The 17,277-nt window shown below is 71.4% G+C and carries 10 protein-coding genes; 7 read left to right on the top strand and 3 right to left on the bottom strand.

What is annotated here, in order from left to right; translation table 11 throughout:
- The first annotated feature begins 86 nt into the window (after positions 1-86).
- On the top strand, positions 87-3,176 hold the full coding sequence (locus ACWC1K_RS06760) for a beta-N-acetylglucosaminidase domain-containing protein (protein WP_450829173.1): 3,090 nt from the start codon (positions 87-89) through the stop codon (positions 3,174-3,176).
- 4 nt (positions 3,177-3,180) lie between these two features.
- On the opposite strand, the gene ACWC1K_RS06755 is transcribed toward ACWC1K_RS06760, so the two are convergent.
- On the bottom strand, positions 3,181-3,945 hold the full coding sequence (locus tag ACWC1K_RS06755; RefSeq protein ID WP_450829172.1) for a sugar isomerase domain-containing protein: 765 nt from the start codon (positions 3,943-3,945) through the stop codon (positions 3,181-3,183).
- A gap of 171 nt (positions 3,946-4,116) precedes the next feature.
- Between ACWC1K_RS06755 and ACWC1K_RS06750 the strand changes: the two genes are divergently transcribed.
- The 6 genes from ACWC1K_RS06750 (at position 4,117) to ACWC1K_RS06725 (ending at position 13,449) form a co-directional block, all read left to right on the top strand.
- Positions 4,117-5,001, top strand: a complete 885-nt coding sequence (locus ACWC1K_RS06750; RefSeq protein WP_123968103.1) for a MurR/RpiR family transcriptional regulator — start codon at positions 4,117-4,119, stop codon at positions 4,999-5,001.
- A gap of 108 nt (positions 5,002-5,109) precedes the next feature.
- Positions 5,110-9,333, top strand: a complete 4,224-nt coding sequence (locus ACWC1K_RS06745) for a glycoside hydrolase family 38 N-terminal domain-containing protein (RefSeq protein ID WP_450829171.1) — start codon at positions 5,110-5,112, stop codon at positions 9,331-9,333.
- Positions 9,330-10,037: a peptidyl-prolyl cis-trans isomerase gene (locus ACWC1K_RS06740; RefSeq protein ID WP_450829170.1), complete on the top strand. Its 708-nt coding sequence runs from the start codon at positions 9,330-9,332 to the stop codon at positions 10,035-10,037. The genes ACWC1K_RS06745 and ACWC1K_RS06740 overlap by 4 nt, the downstream gene beginning before the upstream one ends.
- Positions 10,038-10,178: 141 nt before the next feature.
- Positions 10,179-11,552, top strand: a complete 1,374-nt coding sequence (locus ACWC1K_RS06735; protein ID WP_450829169.1) for an extracellular solute-binding protein — start codon at positions 10,179-10,181, stop codon at positions 11,550-11,552.
- A gap of 59 nt (positions 11,553-11,611) precedes the next feature.
- On the top strand, positions 11,612-12,574 hold the full coding sequence (locus ACWC1K_RS06730; RefSeq protein WP_450829339.1) for a carbohydrate ABC transporter permease: 963 nt from the start codon (positions 11,612-11,614) through the stop codon (positions 12,572-12,574).
- The gene (locus ACWC1K_RS06725) at positions 12,571-13,449 is read left to right on the top strand and encodes a carbohydrate ABC transporter permease (RefSeq protein ID WP_450829168.1); all 879 of its coding nucleotides are present in this window, start codon (positions 12,571-12,573) and stop codon (positions 13,447-13,449) included. The genes ACWC1K_RS06730 and ACWC1K_RS06725 overlap by 4 nt, the downstream gene beginning before the upstream one ends.
- On the opposite strand, the gene ACWC1K_RS06720 is transcribed toward ACWC1K_RS06725, so the two are convergent.
- The gene (locus ACWC1K_RS06720) at positions 13,439-15,709 is read right to left on the bottom strand and encodes a glycoside hydrolase family 3 N-terminal domain-containing protein (RefSeq protein WP_450829167.1); all 2,271 of its coding nucleotides are present in this window, start codon (positions 15,707-15,709) and stop codon (positions 13,439-13,441) included. The two genes, ACWC1K_RS06725 and ACWC1K_RS06720, sit on opposite strands and share 11 nt — an antisense overlap.
- Before the next feature lie 220 nt (positions 15,710-15,929).
- Positions 15,930-17,276, bottom strand: coding sequence for a BadF/BadG/BcrA/BcrD ATPase family protein (locus tag ACWC1K_RS06715; RefSeq protein ID WP_450829166.1), 1,347 nt, complete (start codon positions 17,274-17,276; stop codon positions 15,930-15,932).
- Between the last annotated feature and the right edge of the window lies 1 nt (position 17,277).

The raw sequence follows: 17,277 nt of genomic DNA, 5'->3' as shown, positions 1-17,277 counted from the left end.
GATCGGCTCCTCGCGCCATTGAATGATGCATTCAGCATCTCTAGCATCACACGGTGGATGCATTCACCCTTGGCTCAGGAGAATCCATGTTCCCAGCCAGACGTCCATGGCGCTTCACGACCGCGGCGCTCCTGCTGACCGCCGCCCTGACCGCCCCCACGGCGGCCACCGCGACGGCCGCCCCGACCGCCCGGCCGCCCCAGGTATGGCCGACGCCCCAGCAGATCCAGAGGACGGCGCCGGGCCACCTCGCCGTCCCCGCACGAGTCGTCGAGGTCGTCGGCCCCCGCACCGACCCCTCGGCCCACCGTCTCGTCGACTCCGTCCTGCGCGGGGCCGGCGCCACACACATCACCACCGTTGGGGCCGACGGCAGACCTCCGAAGGCCGGTCTCACCGTCTATCTCGGCGGCCCCACGGAAAACCCCGCCACGGCAGGCATCTTGAAGCGCCTGCACGCCAAGTCCCCCAGCGGTCTTCCCTCCGGCGGCCACACCCTCGCATCCGGCCGCGCCGACGGCCGCGCCCTTCTCGCTCTCTCCGGTGTCGACCCCACGGGCACGTTCTACGCGGCCCAGACCCTGCGCCAACTGGTCACCGCCAAAGGCAAGTTGCCCCTGGTCACCGTCCGCGACTGGCCCACCGCCGCTCTGCGCGGAGTCGTCGAAGGCTTCTACGGCACCCCGTGGACGCACGCCGAGCGACTCGCCCAGCTCGACTTCTACGGCCGCACGAAACAGAACGTCTACGTCTACTCCCCCAAGGACGACGCCTATCTGCGGGCCCGATGGCGCGACGAGTACCCGGCCGCCGAGCTGGCCGGGCTCAGGGAGCTGGTCGACCGCGCCGACGCCAACCACGTCCGCTTCACCTACGCCCTCTCCCCCGGCCTGTCGGTCTGCTACTCCTCCGCGTCGGACATCGCCGCCCTCACCCGCAAGTTCGACTCGCTGTACGACATCGGTGCGCGGTCGTTCGCGATCCCGCTGGACGACATCAGCTACACGAAGTGGAACTGCGACGCCGACGAGAAGGAGTTCGGCACGGGCGGGGGCGCGGCAGGCGCGGCCCAGGCGCATCTCCTCAACCAGGTGTGGAAGGACTTCTCCGCCCACCACCCCGGCCTCCAGCCCCTGGAGATGGTCCCCACGGAGTACTCCGACCTCGCCGACTCCCCGTACAAGAAGGCGCTGCGCGAGAAGCTGGACCCGTCCGTCGTCGTGGAGTGGACCGGCGTCGGCGTGATCGCGCCGACCATCACCGCCGAGCAGCTGAAGCAGGCCCGTTCGGTCTACGGTCACCCGATCCTGGTCTGGGACAACTACCCGGTGAACGACTACGTCACCAGCCGTCTCCTCCTCGGCCCCTACACCGGCCGCGAACCCGGGGTGGCGAGCCAGGCCGTCGGCGTGACCGCCAACCCGATGATCCAGGCCGAGGCCGGCCGCCTGGCCCTGTTCACCTCCGCCGCCTACCTCTGGAACCCGGCCGCCTACGACCCCCGCGCGGCCTTCCTCGCCTCCGTCCGCGACCTGGCCGGGCCTTCCGCCGCGACCTGGCTGCGCATCTTCGCCGAGAACAACTACTCCTCCCAGCTGGACGCGACCGAATCACCCACACTCACGAAGCTCATCGCGGCCTTCCGCAAGGCCTACGCCGACGACAACGGCCTCGACCGGGCGGCCGCCGCGCTGACCTCGTACTTCACGGACATGGCAGCCACGCCCGCCGAACTGCGCGCCCACCTTCCCAACTCCGCGTTCCTGGACGAGACTTCGGCCTGGCTGGACAAGCTGGGCCGCTACGGCAGCGCGGGCCGGACCGCCGTGGCCCTGCTGCTGGCCGACAAGAAGGGCGACACCGAAGCCGTCACCACGTACTGGAACCGGCTGAGGGCCGAGCGCAAGGAACTCGACGCGATCCCCCAGCAGGTCTCGCCGGGCGTGATGGACCCGTTCCTCTCTACGACGATGCTGGACACGGCGCCCGACCCCGGTGCCGACGCCTCCTTCGCCCCGGGTTCGCTGAGCCTCGCGCCGGGCGCGACCGAAACGGTCACGCTCAACCTCTCCGACAAGCGCTCCACCGCCTCCCGCACGGTCTCCTGGAAGCTGACCGTCCCCGAAGGCGTCACCGCCTCGCCCGCCGAGGGCAGTGTCACCGTCCCGGCCGGTGGCAGCGCCTCGGCGACGGTCACAGTCACCGCCGGGACGGCGCAAGGGGTCCGCTCGCTGGTCGTCTCCGGCACCGGAATCCTCAGCCGGGCACTCCCGGTCCGGGTCACCGACGGGACGGGAACGCCCAGGGCGCTGACCGCCGACTTCAGTGGTGCTTCGGTGAGTTCGATCGACCTCTCCTCCGGCAAGAGCACCGGCATCCCGGTGGGCGCCAACCCCGGCGAGGTGGTCGTGAGCGCCGACGGGCGCACCGCGTACGCCGCCAACCAGGGTTCGAACACGGTCAGCGTGATCGACGTCGGCCACAGCAGGGTCACCGCGACGGTCTCCGTGGGCCGGGTCCCGGCCGGCCTCGCCCTCACCCCTGACGGCCGTACGCTCTGGGTCGCCAACTACACGGACGGCACCGTCCAGCCCGTGGACACGACCACACTGACGGCGGGCACACCCGTGCCGGTCGGTTCCGGACCGGAGAACCTGGCGATCACACCCGACGGCAGGACCCTGTACGTCGCCAACATCCACGACAACACGGTCTCGCCCGTCGACCTGACCACGGGCAAGGCGGAGAGCGCCGTCCCGGTCGGCCCGAGCCCCTTCAATGTGGTCGCCGCACCCGACGGCAGGACGGTCTACGTCTCCGACTCCGGCGGTTCGACGGTCACTCCGATCGACACGGCGACGAACGACACCGAGCCGACCCTGCTGGTCACGGGCCAGGCCTACGGCCTCGCCCTCTCCCCGGACGGCCGGACACTGTGGGTGAGCCCGAGCAACGGCGACTCCGTGACCCCCGTGGACACGGTGACGGGCGCCCCCGGCAAACAGATCCCGGTCGGCAGGTCGGCCTTCGACGTGGCGCTGAACTGGAACGGCACCAAGGCCTACGTCACAACAGCGGACGAAAACGCCTTGGTGCCGATCGACGCAGCCACGGGGAAGGCAGAGGCCCCCCTCCCCACCGGCGCATATCCACTCGCGGTCGCGTTGGCCTTTTAGGGGCTCAACTGGCGGTACGCCGAATCCTCCCGGCGTACCGCTTCTCCAACTCGAGGTTCCCCTCGAACCCACCGGGCACATTGGCCGACACATACACGGGCGGCCGCTCACCGGCCTCAAGCAGCAGCTTCGAAGCCTCGGCGACAGCCATCTGGACCAGCATCACCCCGGTGAGGGTGGACAGCGCACAAACCGCCCCACCCCCGGGAAGCTCCAGCAACGCGTCCCCCCGCGGCGCCCGATTGTCCAGCACGACATCGGCCAGATCGGCGAGCTTCTTCCCGCTCGGGTGGCCGGCCGGGACGGCCCTGGTGTGCGTGAGGGAGGTGATGGCCAGAACCCGGTGCCCCCGCTCCTTGGCGGCCAGCGCCATCTCGACGATCACGTTGTTGACGCCGGAGTTGGAGATGATCACGAAGAGGTCCTGGGGGCTGGGCGCCGCAAGGTGGTAGAGCCGCTCGGCCACACCGGGTTCGCGCTCCAGGAGGGGATCGTCGAGAACGCTCGGGGCGTCGCCGCCGTACAGGACGAGGTCGGCGATCTGGAGCCGGTTGGTGGGGACCAGACCGCCCGCCCGGCCCGCGACTTCGAGGACCATCGCCTGGGAGTGGCCGGTGCCGAAGGCCTGGATCACGCCGTCCGAGCGGACGCAGTCGGCGATCAGTCCGGCGGCGCCCGCCACCTCCCCGCGTGCGGACTCGGTGATCTTCGCCAGGACGGCCAGGCTCTCCTGTGCGAAGCCCTCCGCGCTCACAGACTCGACGGACACGCGACACTCCCCACTGGTGGATTGAACCACCCCACCCGACTTCATAGATGAATCAATAAATCACATGGCCATGCAGCAAGCAATGCGCCGGTGCCGACGTGTGAACATGGCTCGCTTTTGTGGTCCTGGTATTCAATACATCCGCCTATGGGTGGCTGATACCTTCTCTTCATGCCCTCGACGGACGTCACCACACTGATCCGCACCGAGCTTCCCCGGCTGGCCGGATCCCTCCGCAAGGTCGGCGAGCTGATCCTGGAGGATCCGGCCGCCGTGACCCACTGTTCGGCCGCCGAACTGGGCCGCCGCACCGGCACCTCCCAGGCGACGGTGACCCGCTTCTGCCGCGCCATCGGGCTCGACTCCTATCAGCATCTGCTGATCGAGCTGGCCCAGGAGCGCGGCCGCGGCGAGGTCTCCGACTGGGGTTCCGCCGAGATCGGGCCGGACATCTCGCCGGACGACAGCCTGGAGCGGGTCGTCCAGGTCGTCGGCAGCGCCGACCTGCGTGCGATCCAGCAGACCATCGACCGGATCGACCTCGACGCGGTCGAGCGCGCGGCCCAGGCGCTGGCCAAGGCCCGGCGGATCGATGTGTACGGCGTCGGCGGCAGCGGCACGGTGGCGCAGGAGACCGAGACCCGGCTGTTCCGCATCGGCTGCGCGGTCCGCGGCTGGACCGAGGTGCACGGCGCGGCCACCTCCGCGGCCCTGCTCACGCCGGCCGACGTGGCCATCGGCATCTCCCACTCCGGCGCCACCCGCGAGACCCTCGAACCGTTCGAGATGGCCAAGGAGCGCGGCGCCACCACCGTCGCCATCACCACCGACCCGCGCTCACCGCTCGCCCGGGCCGCCGACATCCGGCTCATCTCGGCCACCTCGGAGACCAGCTTCCGTACAGGCAGCATCGGTGGCCGGCACTCGGTCCTGATGATCGTCGACTGTCTCTACGTCCGGGTCGGCCAGCTCTCCTACCAGCGCGCCAGCGCCTCCCTCGCCCTCACCGACCACATCGCCCCGCAGCATGCGGTGAAGTCCCGCCGGACGAGGTGAACCCGGCCCGTTATGCATGGATGAACCACCGAGAATGCGTGAAGGTGGTTGTTTGAATCATCCCGGCGATGCCAGGATGGGCTCCCCGAGCATTCTCGTAGGAGACCCATGCGCGTCACCTCTGCCGAATCGACCGAGCTCTTCGTCGGGACGACCGGGCATCCGCGCCAGGTGATGGCCGTCGAACTGAGCCACGCCCCGGGCCGCACGGTCCGCATCACCGTCGCCGGTCCGGGCGTCTCGGGGACGACGGTCGCGACGACGGGTGAGGACGGCACGGTCCGCGCCGAGACACCCGTGACGAGCGACCTCGTCCCCGGCGCCGGCACCCATGTCACGGTCACCGCCGAGGATGCCGGCGACCCCGCGCGGACCAGTGCGCTCACGGTCCCCTTCACCGCCGCCGAGCCCGGCTGGACCATGTTCATGGTCAGCCACTTCCACTACGACCCGGTGTGGTGGAACACCCAGGCCGCCTACACCGAGACCTGGGACGTCGCCGACGACCCGGCCTCCACCGGTCTGCCGGCCCGGACCTTCGACTCACGGGGCCAGTCCGGGATGAGCCTGGTCCGCGCCCACTGCGACCTGGCCCGCCGCGATCCCGCGTACACCTTCGTGCTCGCCGAGGTCGACTACCTCAAGCCGTACTGGGACTCCTTCCCGGAGGAGCGCGCCTTCCTGCGCGAGCTGATCCGCACCGGCCGCGTCGAGATCATGGGCGGCACCTACAACGAGCCCAACACCAATCTCACCGGCGCCGAGGCCACCGTGCGCAACGCGCTGTACGGCGACGGGTTCCAGCGCGGGATCATGGGCGGATCGCCGGAAACGGCCTGGCAGTTGGACGCGTTCGGGCACGATCCGCAGTTCCCGGGGCTGATGGCGGACGCGGGGATCAGCTCCAGTTCGTGGGCGCGCGGGCCGTTCCACCAGTGGGGGCCGGCTCTCTCCGTCTTCGGCGAGGAGCCGCGCGATCCCGGACGGATGCAGTTCCCGGCCGAGTTCAGCTGGATCGCCCCGTCGGGGCGCGGGCTGCTGACGGCCTACATGGTCAACCACTACGGCGCCGGCTGGGCGATCGACAACGCGCCCACCCTGCCGGCGGCGGAGGCGGCCGCCCTCAAGCTGTTCCGGGGCTTGAGGTCGGTCGCCCTCACCCGCAACGTCCTGCTCCCGGTCGGCGGTGACTACGCGCCGCCGTGCCGCTGGGTGATGGACATCCACCGGGACTGGAACGCCCGTTACGTCTGGCCGCGCTTCATCAGCGGCACACCGCGCGACTTCTTCGCCGCCGTGCGCGCCGAGCTCGACGCGGAGGGCCGCAAGGCGTCCCCGCAGACACGGGACATGAACCCGGTCTACACCGGCAAGGACGTCTCCTACATCGACACCAAGCAGGCCCAGCGGTACGGCGAGACGCTGCTCGCCGACGCGGAGGCCTGGGCGACACTCGCCTCACTGGTCGCCGGGCACCCGTATCCGGACGCGGCGCTCGACAAGGCGTGGCGGCAGCTGGTCTACGGCGCCCACCACGACGCCATCACGGGCTCCGAGTCCGACCAGGTCTACATCGACCTGATGACCGGCTGGCGCGAGCTGGCCGACCTGGCCGAGACCGTGCACACCGACGCCACGCAGGCGCTGGCCGACCGGGTCACCCCGGGCGAGGGCACCGACCTGGTCGTCTTCAACTCCTCGACGTGGCAGCGGCGGGACGTCCTCACGGTCGACGACCCCGGACTCGTCCCCGCCGGCCTCCCTGCGGTGCGCGAGAACGGTCAACTCCACGTCGTCGTGCCGGAGTTGCCCGGCATGGGACTCAAGGCCCTCCCCCTCACCGAGGGCACCGTCCCCGAGTGGGCGCCCGGCGAGGGCACCACCATCCGCAACGAGTTCTACGAGGTGACGGTCGACCCCGCGCGCGGCGGCGGCGTCAGCAGCCTCCGCGCCCTCACCGAGGGGGGCCGGGAGCTGCTGCGCGCAGGGGACATCGGCAACGAGCTCGTCGTGCAGGAGGAATACCCCAGGCACCCGCGCTTCGGCGAGGGGCCCTGGCACCTCACCCCGACGGGCACCACCGCCGCCCGCAGCCGTGACGTGGTGGCACAGGCCGAGGTCGAGCACTCCCCCGCCGGCGCACGGATCACCGTCCGCGCCGACCTCGGGCTGTTCCGCTACACACAGCGGCTCACGCTGTGGACCGGCGTTCCGCGCGTCGACGTGACGACGACCGTCGACGGCTACGACGGCGCCGACCGGCTGATCCGGGTGCGCTGGCCCTGCGACGTACAGGGCGGGCTGCCGGTGCACGAGGTCGCCGACGCGGTGATCGGGCGCGGCTTCGGGTTCGTGGACGTGGACAGCGAGGAGTTCCCGTGGACGCTGGACAACCCGGCGGGCACCTGGTTCGGGCTCGGGTCGACGGCACGGGTCGAACTGCGGGACGGCACAGGCGCGTTGCTGGGCCGCCGGTCGATCGGGGTCGCCGAGCTGGTGTACGCCTCCTGGGACGAGGCAGGTGAGCTGGGGACGCCGCTCGCGGCCGCCCTGGTGCGCGCCGGGGTCACGGCGACCTCGACGATCGCCGACGGCCCGCGCTACGGCGACCTGGAGGTCGACTCCAACCTGCCCGACATCCGAATCGCCGTCGGCGGCCCGGACCGCAATTCCCTCGTCGCCGAGGCACTCGGCTGGGATCCGGCCGCAGGGCGCGAACTGCAGCGGCAGCTCGCAGAGGGCGGCGTGGCCGCCGTCTGGGTCGCGCCGCGCGCCTCACTGCGCGAGGAGTGGGTGCCCGGGGCCGACCTGCGCGACCTCGAACGGCTGCCGCTGCTGGTGGTGGCGGGCGCCGACGCCGAGGGGGACGCGAAGGCGGTCGACGCGCTGATCGCCGACCTGGACGACGCGACCGTCACGGCCACGGCGGCCGGCGGCGGCGAGGCCCTGCCGCCGGGCGACGCCTGGGACGGGCGCGGCTTCGCCGTCCTCAACCGGGGTACGCCGGGCTGTGTCGTGACGTCCTCCGGCGACCTCTACATGTCGCTGATGCGCTCCTGCACGGGCTGGCCCTCAGGCATCTGGGTCGACCCGCCCCGCCGCACGGCACCCGACGGCTCGGGATTCCAGCTCCAACGCTGGTCCCACACCTTCGAGTACGCGGTGGTCGGCGGCGAGGGCGACTGGCGCGAGCAGCGACTGCCCCGCGTGGGCCATGAGTTCAACCACCCGCTGAGCGCCCGTGTGCGGCGGACATCGGAAGCGGCTTCCCTGCCGAGGGAGTTGAGCCTGCTGCGCCTCGAACCGGCGGGCGAGGTGCTGCTCGACGCCCTCAAGCCGGCCGGTTCCCCGCTCGCCCGCGGGAGCGTGGCACCGGCGGACCCGGAGCGCGGGGTCGTGGTGCGGATGCACGAGGTCAACGGCCGTCCGGTACGGGCGCGAGCGGAGGGACCGCGGCCCTGGACGCGGGGCGCCCGCACCGACGTACTGGAAACACCCCGGGAACAACTGGCGCCGGACGAACACGGAGCGCTCTCCCTCGGCCTGACCGGGTTCGAGGTCACCACGGTCCTGGCCACACCCACCGAGGGCTCCCGAAGCCCGTACGGCCCCGGCGTCGCCGCCCACGAGCCCGCGCAGCCGGTCCACACCCGCTACTGGCTCCACAACTCCGGCCCCGCACCCCGCGGCAACATGCCGCTCGCGGTGTACATCTCACCGACGACGCTCACCGCCTCCGGCGGCCCCTTCCACGCGACCGTCCGGATCTCCTCGGAACTCACCGACGCCCCCGTCTCGGGCACGGTGACCGTGGAGGCCCCGCCCGACTGGTCCGTTGATCCCGCCGCACTGCCCTACGCACTGGCCCCCGGCGGCTTCACCCTCACCGAGGTCACGGTGACACCGCCGCCCGACGCACCACCCGGCCGGCACTGGCTGGCGGCACGGCTGTCGTACGAGGGGCAGACGTACGAGGACGTCGCGGCCGTCGACGTACCGGGCGGGCAGGCCGGTCCAACTCTCATGACAGATCTAGGAGTTGACCGAATCACGGTCAGGACCGGCGAACGCGTCCGCGTTCCGGTGACCCTGCACAACACCACCCACGGCCCCATCAACGGCACCCTGTGGGCGGTCTCCTCCTGGGGAACCTGGCCCGGGGTCACCCCGGGCTGCCAGGGCTTCACGATCGCAGCGGGCGAGCAACTGAACTCCACCATCGACGTGAACGGCAGCGCGATACCGCCGGGCTCGTACTGGCTGCTGGCAAAGACCGCCTGGCACGGCCACGTCGCCTACACGAAGGCCGTGGAACTGGAGATAACGCCATGACAGACCACGCAGCAGTCGTACACGGCGAACCGCTCCCCAAAAACCGCGTCGACGCCTTCCTGGAGACGGTGCCGGAGCGCCCCGTCAGGGGTGCGGGACTGTATTCATCAGCGGCTCCGCCGCGGGGCGCGACCAGCCACGACGGCGAGTCAGTCAACCACCGACACAACGAGGCACTATCCGCCCCCGCCCGCGCGGAGCGCCAACGCAGACGCTGGGCGACCCAGGTCGTCGTCGCAGACGAACTGGCCCGAAGGGCCTGCGAGGACCGGGGGCTGGCCCCCGTGGAAGAGGTGTCCCCGACACAACTGCTGGCCGTGGCCGAAAACGACGTCGCGGACATGGGCAGCATCGTCGCAGCCGCCCTCGCCCACTCCCCCGCCGCCCGCACCCTCCTCGCCGAGCTGGAGGCCGAGCAGCACATCCCCGAGGAAGCCGTACAGGACTACTACGACCGCAACCGGGACCGCTTCCTCACCCCGGACGCGCTGCGGCGCGGGGTGGACCCCTTCGGTCGTGCGGCGCCCGCGGACTTCCTGCCGTACGAACAGGTCCGCGAGGGCATCGCGCGGGAACTGCGCCGCGCCGCGGGGCGACGTGCCTTCTTCGCCTGGTTCGACCAGGCACGGGCCGACGTGGTGTACGCCGCGGGGCACGAGCACCCCGGCGACCCCGCGCACCCGGACCACGAGCACCGCCACTGAGTCACGGACGGAACCACGGGCGGAACCGAAACGCAACACGGCAAACCATTGACCTCCGATGAATTCTGGTCCACCTTTTCATCAATCGGAGTCGAAGTTGGTTGATTGAACCAGCCCTCGGCTGGTCCCAGGAGGGTGGACATGCGCGCTGGAAGACTCACCGCATCCGTGGCGGGAATCATCGCCCTGACGCTGACGGCGGCCGGCTGCGGCCTGTCCGGCGGCTCCGGCGGCGGGGACGGCACCGCCGGGGGCTGCAAGGTCGACAAGGGCAACGTCGGCTCGGGCAAGCTGACAGGTGACGTCAAGGGCCGGATCACTTTCCAGACGACGAACCTGAAGAAAGACTTCGGGAGCTTCTTCAACGGAGTGATCGCCTCCTTCGAGAAGGCCCACCCCGGCGCCGAGGTCAAGTGGATCGACGACCCGGGCGACAACACCTTCACCCAGCGGACCGTCGCCGACGCCCAGGCCTGTACGTTGCCGGACGTCATCAACGTCAACGCCCCGACCGCGACCGCCCTCACCAAGGCCGGCTACCTGCTGAACCTGAGCGTGAAGGACCCGCAGGTCGCGAAGCCGTTCGTGCCGTCGTTCTGGAAGTCCGCCACCTTCAAGGACGCCTCCGGCTCGGCGATCCACACCACGCTCCCCTGGTACACCGGCGGCGTCCTGCTGACGTACAACAAGGACCTGCTGGACAAGGCGGGCATCGACCCGGCGAAGCCGCCGACCACGCTGTTCGGACTGTTCGCCGACTACGAGAAGGTCGCCAAGGCGGGCAAGGGCAAGTTCTACGCGACGATGGCCAACCCGATCTGGCGCATACCGTCGGACTTCGACCAGATGAACATCAAGACGCTGTCCGCGGACGGCAAGTCCGCCGTCTTCGCCAATGATCCGAGGACCACCCAGTGGGTGGCCTGGATGGCGAAGCTGTACAAGGAGGGCGCGATGCCGAAGGACTCGCTGTCCTCCAGCAACGACCCGTCCACGCCCTACAGCCAGGGCAAGGTCGCCTATGGCTCGACGAACCCGAGTTTCGTGCGCTTCGTGAAGCAGAACAGCCCGTCGATCTACGCGAAGACGGCTGTCGGTCAGCAGCCCTACGACGCGCTCGGCCGCGCCTCCGCCGGTGCCCCGCAGTACATCTCGGTCGCGGCGACCAGCAAGCACGCGCCGGTGGCACTCGCCTTCGCCGAGTACCTCACCAACGCCGAGAACCAGACGGCCTGGTGCAAGGACCCCAACGTGGTGATCTTCCCGACGACCACGGCCTCGCTGAACGACCCGTTCTTCCAGAAGGTCACCGGCAGCGACCCGTTCTCCCAGGCCCGCAAGCTGGTCGCCGACCAGCTCAAGACGGCCGACACCAACCAGACCAACCTCTCCCCGGCCGTGCAGAACGCGATCGTGGGACAGGTGCAGCTGGCCATGCAGGGCAAGAAGAGCCCCGCGCAGGCCGTGAAGGACGCCCAGGCGAAGGCGAACGAGCTGCTGAAGCAGGCGGGCTGAGCGTGGCGACCGAGACCGCTGAGCCGGTGACCGTGCCTGGTACGGGGCGTACTGCCGCCGTGCCGGGCACGGCCCCGTCCGGCATCCGCCGCATCGGCCGGGCCCTGCTGCCCGGCCCCGCGCCGGGCGCCAACGGCGCGGCGCTGTACCGCCGTTGGTGGCTGCCCTGGCTGTGGACCGCGCCCGCGATCGTGTGCGCGGTGGTGTTCGGGGTCTTCCCGTTCCTCAACACCGTCATCCTGTCGTTCACGAACGCCAAGCCGCTGGGCGGCGCCGCCGGCTTCGTCGGGCTGGACAACTACACCCGGATGCTGGGCGACTCGGACTTCTGGCTGGCGACCCGCAACAGCATCCTGTACGCGGTCGTCGTCGTCCCGCTGATGGTGCTGCTGCCGCTGATGCTGGCCGTCCTGGTGGAGAAGAACCTCCCCGGCATCGGCTTCTTCCGCTCCGCCTTCTACACGCCGGTCCTCGCCTCCAGCGTGGTCGTGGGCCTGAGCTGGCAGTGGCTGCTGGCCGACGACGGACTGGTCAACACCTGGCTCGAGAAAGCCCACTTGATCAGGTCCGCCGTCCCGTTCCTCTCCGACTCCTGGCTCATCCTCTTCTCCGCGATGGGCCTGACACTGTGGAAGGGCCTCGGCTGGTACATGATCTTCTACCTGGCCGCGCTCGGGAACGTCCCCAAGGAACTGCACGAGGCGGCGCAGATGGACGGCGCCGGCGCGGTCCGCCGCTTCTGGCACATCACCGTGCCGGGCGTGCGCCAGGCGATGATGCTGGTCGGCACGCTCACCGGCATCGGCTGCCTGAGGGTGTTCACGGAGATCTTCATGCTGGGCAGCTCCACCGGCGGCCCCGGCGGCGCCGACCGCACCCTGCCCTTCTACATCCGCGACGTCGGCCTCGACCCGATCACCGGCAACGCCGGCTACGGCTCCGCGGTCAGCGTCGCCCTGTTCGTACTCACTCTCGGCCTGACCCTGCTCGCGCAGCGCCTGACGAAGGAGGACGAGGCATGACGACCGCCGTCGAGAAGCCCCGGCGGCTGATGCCGCGCTGGCGGGAGTACGGCCGTCCCCGCGAACTGGTCGTCCGCTACCTGCTGCTGCTCCTCGTGCTTGGCATCACGGTCGGCCCGCTGGTCTGGCAGTTCCTCGCGTCGCTGAAGGGCGTCGGCGAGGACGTCTTCGGCGCGGACGCCTCCCTGCTGCCGCACCACCCGACCCTGCGGGCCTACCGCGAGGTCTTCTCGCAGGTGCCGGTGGCGACGTACATCCGCAACAGCCTGATCGTGGTCGTCCTGTCGATCGTCGGCCAGCTCGTCTTCTCCACCACGGCCGGCTACATGCTCTCCAAGCCCGGCTGGAAGGGCCGCAAGGCGGTCTGGGTGGTGCTGGTCGCCTCCATGATGTTCCCCTTCGAGTCGATCATGGTGTCGCTGTTCCTCAGCATCCGCGACCTGGGTCTGGTCGACAACCTGGTGGGCGTGTGGCTGCCCGGCTTCGTGGGCGCCATCAACGTCCTGCTGATGCGCGGCGCGTTCCTGGCCGTACCGCGGGAGATCGAGGACTCCGCGATGCTCGACGGCGCGAACGAGTGGCAGCGGTTCCGGTACCTGTATCTGCCGTCCGCGTGGGGCGCGATCATGGTGGTCACCATCAACACCTTCATCAGCGCCTGGGACGACTTCCTCTGGCCGCTGATCGTGCTCCGCTCGGAGAACCACATGACGCTGACGCTGGGCCTGTCCCGGCTGCAGAGCTCGTCGTTCGGCTACGACCAGCGGGTGGTGATGGCCGGTTCGGTGATCTCCGTCATCCCGGTGCTGGTGCTGTTCGTGATCACCCAGCGGTGGTTCTACAGGGGCGTCTCGGCGGGAGCGGTCAAGCTCTGAAAGCTGTCAGCTCCAGCACGCCGGGTACGGCGGTGAGCGCGGCCCGCGCGGACTCCGCGACCCGGATCTCCACGGTCCTGGTCCCGGCGAGTCGGTCCCTGTCGAGCGGCAAGGTGACCGAACGGCACTCGCCGGGCACCAGGTCGACACCCTCGAACGCGAACAGTTCGAGGGTGCGCGGCCAGGTGGACGTGATCAGCCGCCGCAGATAGACCTGCACGACGGTACGGCCCGACCGCGCACCGGTGTTGGTGACGTCGACCGTGACGGTGTGCCCGTCCGTGCGCGGCGGGCCGTACGCGAAGCTGGTGTACGACAGCCCGTGGCCGAAGGAGTACAGCGGCTCGGCGCTCTCGTCCACGTAGCCGCCGTACTCGGTGTCCTTGTGGTTGTAGTGGACGGGGAGCTGGGCGGCCGAGCGGGGCATCGAGACGGGGAGCCGGCCGGCGGGTGCCGCGTGTCCGAGCAGCACCTCGGCGATCGCGTCGCCGCCCCAGGGGCCCGGGTACCAGGCGGTGAGCAGGGCGGCCGGGGTCTCGGGCACGAGGTGCGGGCGGCCCTGGACCAGGACGACGACGGTCGGCGTGCCGGTCGCCACGACGGCGTCGAGCAGGACGTACTGGGCCCTGCCGAGCCGCAGCCCCGCGAGGTCGACGCCTTCTCCGCAGGTCATCTCCGAAGCGGCCGTGAGCGCGGCCCCGTTGGCGGCGAAGTCCGTCTCGGGGCTACGGGCGCTGCTGCCGCCCAGCACCAGGACGGCGACGTCGGAGGCGGCGGCCGCGGCGACCGCCTCGGGGATGCCGGAGAGATCGCCGCCGGTGAGGGCGCAGCCGCGGGCGTACCGGATGTCGGTGCCGGGCGGGGCCAGCTTGCGCAGCCCGTCGAGGACACTGCTGCCGGTGCGCTGCGGGGCGGTGTAGTCGCCGGACTGGTGGGCAGCGGTGGCGGACTGGGGTCCCAGGACGGCGATACGGGAGACGGTCGCCGGTATCGGGAGGGCGCCGCCGTGGTCGTGGAGGAGGGTGACCGAGGCGCGCGCCAGGGCGGTGCTCAGGTTGCGGCCCTGCTCCGGAGACGGCAACTCACCACCGCCACAGGGACGTTCGAAGAGCCCGAGACGGAACTTCAGGCGCAGGACGCGGGCGACGGCGGCATCGAGGACGGACTCCTCGACGAGCCCCCTCTCCACGGCCTCCTCCAGATGCGTGAAGCCCTCGTCCCACAGGCTCAGATCGACACCCGAGTCGAGGGCGAGGGCACCCGCGGAGACCTTGTCGCCGGTGATGCGGGCCAGCCGGTCCACGGCCAGCCCGTCGGCCATGACCAGCCCGTCGAAGCCCCAGCTCTCCCGCAGAAGCCCCGTGAGCAGGGCGTGGTTGCCGGAGCACGGCATCCCGTCGACCTCGTTGTACGCGGCCATCACGGCGGCGGCCCCGGCAGTGACGCCCGCGCGGGCCGCGAGCAGGTGGATCTCGTGCAGTTCCCGCGGGCCGAGCTCGGACTCGGCGGAGTTGCGGCCGCCGACGGTGGCGCCCTGCCCGGCGAAGTGCTTGAGGACGACGGGGGCCTTGTCGTCGGCGAAGTACTCGGCGGGCTCCCCCTGCATGCCGCGCACCAGTGCCCGGGTCATCCGGGCGGCGAGGTACGGGTCCTCGCCGAAGCACTCCTCGGTACGGCCCCAGCGGGGGTCGCGGACGATGTCGAGCGCCGCGACCAGGGCCAAGTGGCCGCCACGGGCGCGGAGTTCGGCCGCGGCGTGCGCGGCGGCACGCTCGTACAGCGCGGGGTCCCAGGTGGCGCCGACCGCCAGGTTGACGGGGAGGACCGTGCCGTCCAGGGCCATGTGGCCGTGCGGCACCTCCTCCACGAACAACGCGGGTATGCCGAGCCGGCTGCGTTCGAGAACGTGCCGCTGCACCAGCTCCGCGAGAGCCGCGCTGTCCCGGCCGCCGGGCCCGCTGCCGTGGTCGACACCGGACCAGGCGTCGGCGCGCATCAGCCCGTAGAGGGCACCGAGCCCCTCGAAACGGTCGGTCTCGGCGTACAGCGCCTCGGTGAGTTCGTATGCACCGCCGGGGCTGCGACGGTAGGCGTCCCAGCCGTACATGCGCTGGTTGAGCTGACCGACCTTCTCGCGCAGTGTCATGCGGGCGAGCAGGTCACCGACACGGGCGTCGACGGGGGCATCGGGATCCCGGTAGAGGGGACGCCCCCGTCGCGTGTCCTCGGCGCGGTCGGCCGCGCGCTCCTGCTTCGGCATGCGGCCGGTCCTTTCGTCGCTTGCGGAGGGGATTTCGGGGGTCTCGGTCGGACGTGGCGGGTGCCGGTCCGGCGTCATGGGTGCCGGTGCGGGCGTCGCGCATGCCCGTCGGGCTCAGCGGGTGTCGGTCCGGTGCCGTGGGGGCTGGCCGGCATCGGTCGGGGTTCGCGGGTGGTGTCGGTCGGACCGCATGGGCGTCGGTCTGCTGCGTGGGTCCCGGTCACAGGAGGAGGCGGGCGAGGGCGACGGAGCCTGCGCAGCCGTCGGCCACCCAGTCGAGGCTGAGGCCGAGAGCCTGGAGGCGGGTGGTGAGACGGGCGGTGAGGGGGCCCTCAGGGCCGAGGAGACCGCCGGTCGCGACCACGCGCTCACCCGGCTGCGGCGCCAAAGCCCGCACCGTTTCGGTCAGTTGACCGGCTGCTTCGTCGAGGATCGCCGCGGCCACCGGGTCCTTCTCCCGGGCCGCCTCGGCCACCAGTGGAGCGAGCCGGGCCAGCCGGGTCGGCGGTTCGGCCATGACGACGGGGAGCAGACGCATGCGGTAGGCCTCACGGTCGGCGAGTGACCAGACGGCAAAGTCGCCTTCCGGCACCGCGGGGGTACGCGCCGCAGTGCCGGGGCCGCCCTGCCGTCCGCCGCCCGGAACATCGGAGCCGCCTTCCGGCACCGCGGGGGTACGCACCGCACCACCGGGCCCGCCCTGCCGTCCGCCGCCCCGCACATCGGAGCCGCCTTCCGGCGCTGCGGGGGTGCCGCACGGCGGGCCGACCGGGTCCTCGTGCCGTCCGCCGGAACGACCACGGACGGCATCCGCGCCAGGACTGCCACCGGTGGCAGCCGGAGCAGGGCCATCGTGAGGCGCCCCCGGGGCGGGCCCTCCGCGCGGCGCCCAGGGTGCCCTTCCGCGCGGCAGCACCTCCTCCGGCAGCCCCAGCGTCCGCCCCACCGCCTCGGCCAGGGCGGTCGCCCCACCCCGTCCGTCCGCCATCCGCAGGGCGGCCCTGACCGCCTCGCGGCCGATCCAGAAGCCGCTGCCGTCGTCGCCGAGGAGCCAGCCGTCGCCGTCGACGGTGGCCGTGCAGCGGCGGCCGGTGATGCGCATGGCGACCGCGCCCGTGCCGGCGACCAGGGCGAGCCCGTCGGCCGGGGTGCCGGGGGCGGAGGCGAAGGCCGCCTCGATGTCGCTGCTGATGCCGATCGAGCCGGTGGTGATGCCGAGCCGGCGGAGGGCGGCGGTCAGGGCGGTGAGCGCGTTGAGGCGGCCGGGGTCGTCCTCCGTCGCCCCCGTGGCGCCGGCGAAACCGCCGGCCACCGCCGCGACCCGGCCGCGCGCGGGCTTCGGCACCGCCCGGGCGACGGCCTCGGCAAGGTGGTCGGTGAGCCGGGGCAGTGGGACGGTGAGGGCGTTGCCCGGACCGGCGGCGCCCTCACCAAGCACGTGGCCGTCCGCCGCGGCGGCGAGAACCGCGCGGATGCGGGTGCCGCCGGCGTCGAGGCCGAGCACCAGGTCCGGTTCCCCGGAGCCCCGGCCGCCGCCGGACTCCTGGTTGAAATCGTTATTCATCATC

It is taken from the genome of Streptomyces sp. NPDC001492 (assembly GCF_053597275.1).
The sequence above is the reverse complement of the archived record's forward strand: the minus strand, read 5'-3'. Positions and strand labels throughout refer to the sequence as shown.

Bases quoted from the DNA above. Each gene is read 5' to 3' on its own strand.
- ACWC1K_RS06760 (WP_450829173.1), top strand. From the start codon at position 87: ATGTTCCCAGCCAGACGTCCATGGCGCTTCACGACCGCGGCGCTCCTG.
- ACWC1K_RS06750 (WP_123968103.1), top strand. From the start codon at position 4,117: ATGCCCTCGACGGACGTCACCACACTGATCCGCACCGAGCTTCCCCGG.
- ACWC1K_RS06745 (WP_450829171.1), top strand. From the start codon at position 5,110: ATGCGCGTCACCTCTGCCGAATCGACCGAGCTCTTCGTCGGGACGACC.
- ACWC1K_RS06740 (WP_450829170.1), top strand. From the start codon at position 9,330: ATGACAGACCACGCAGCAGTCGTACACGGCGAACCGCTCCCCAAAAAC.
- ACWC1K_RS06735 (WP_450829169.1), top strand. From the start codon at position 10,179: ATGCGCGCTGGAAGACTCACCGCATCCGTGGCGGGAATCATCGCCCTG.
- ACWC1K_RS06725 (WP_450829168.1), top strand. From the start codon at position 12,571: ATGACGACCGCCGTCGAGAAGCCCCGGCGGCTGATGCCGCGCTGGCGG.
- ACWC1K_RS06720 (WP_450829167.1), bottom strand. From the start codon at position 15,709: ATGCCGAAGCAGGAGCGCGCGGCCGACCGCGCCGAGGACACGCGACGG.
- ACWC1K_RS06715 (WP_450829166.1), bottom strand. From the start codon at position 17,276: ATGATGAATAACGATTTCAACCAGGAGTCCGGCGGCGGCCGGGGCTCC.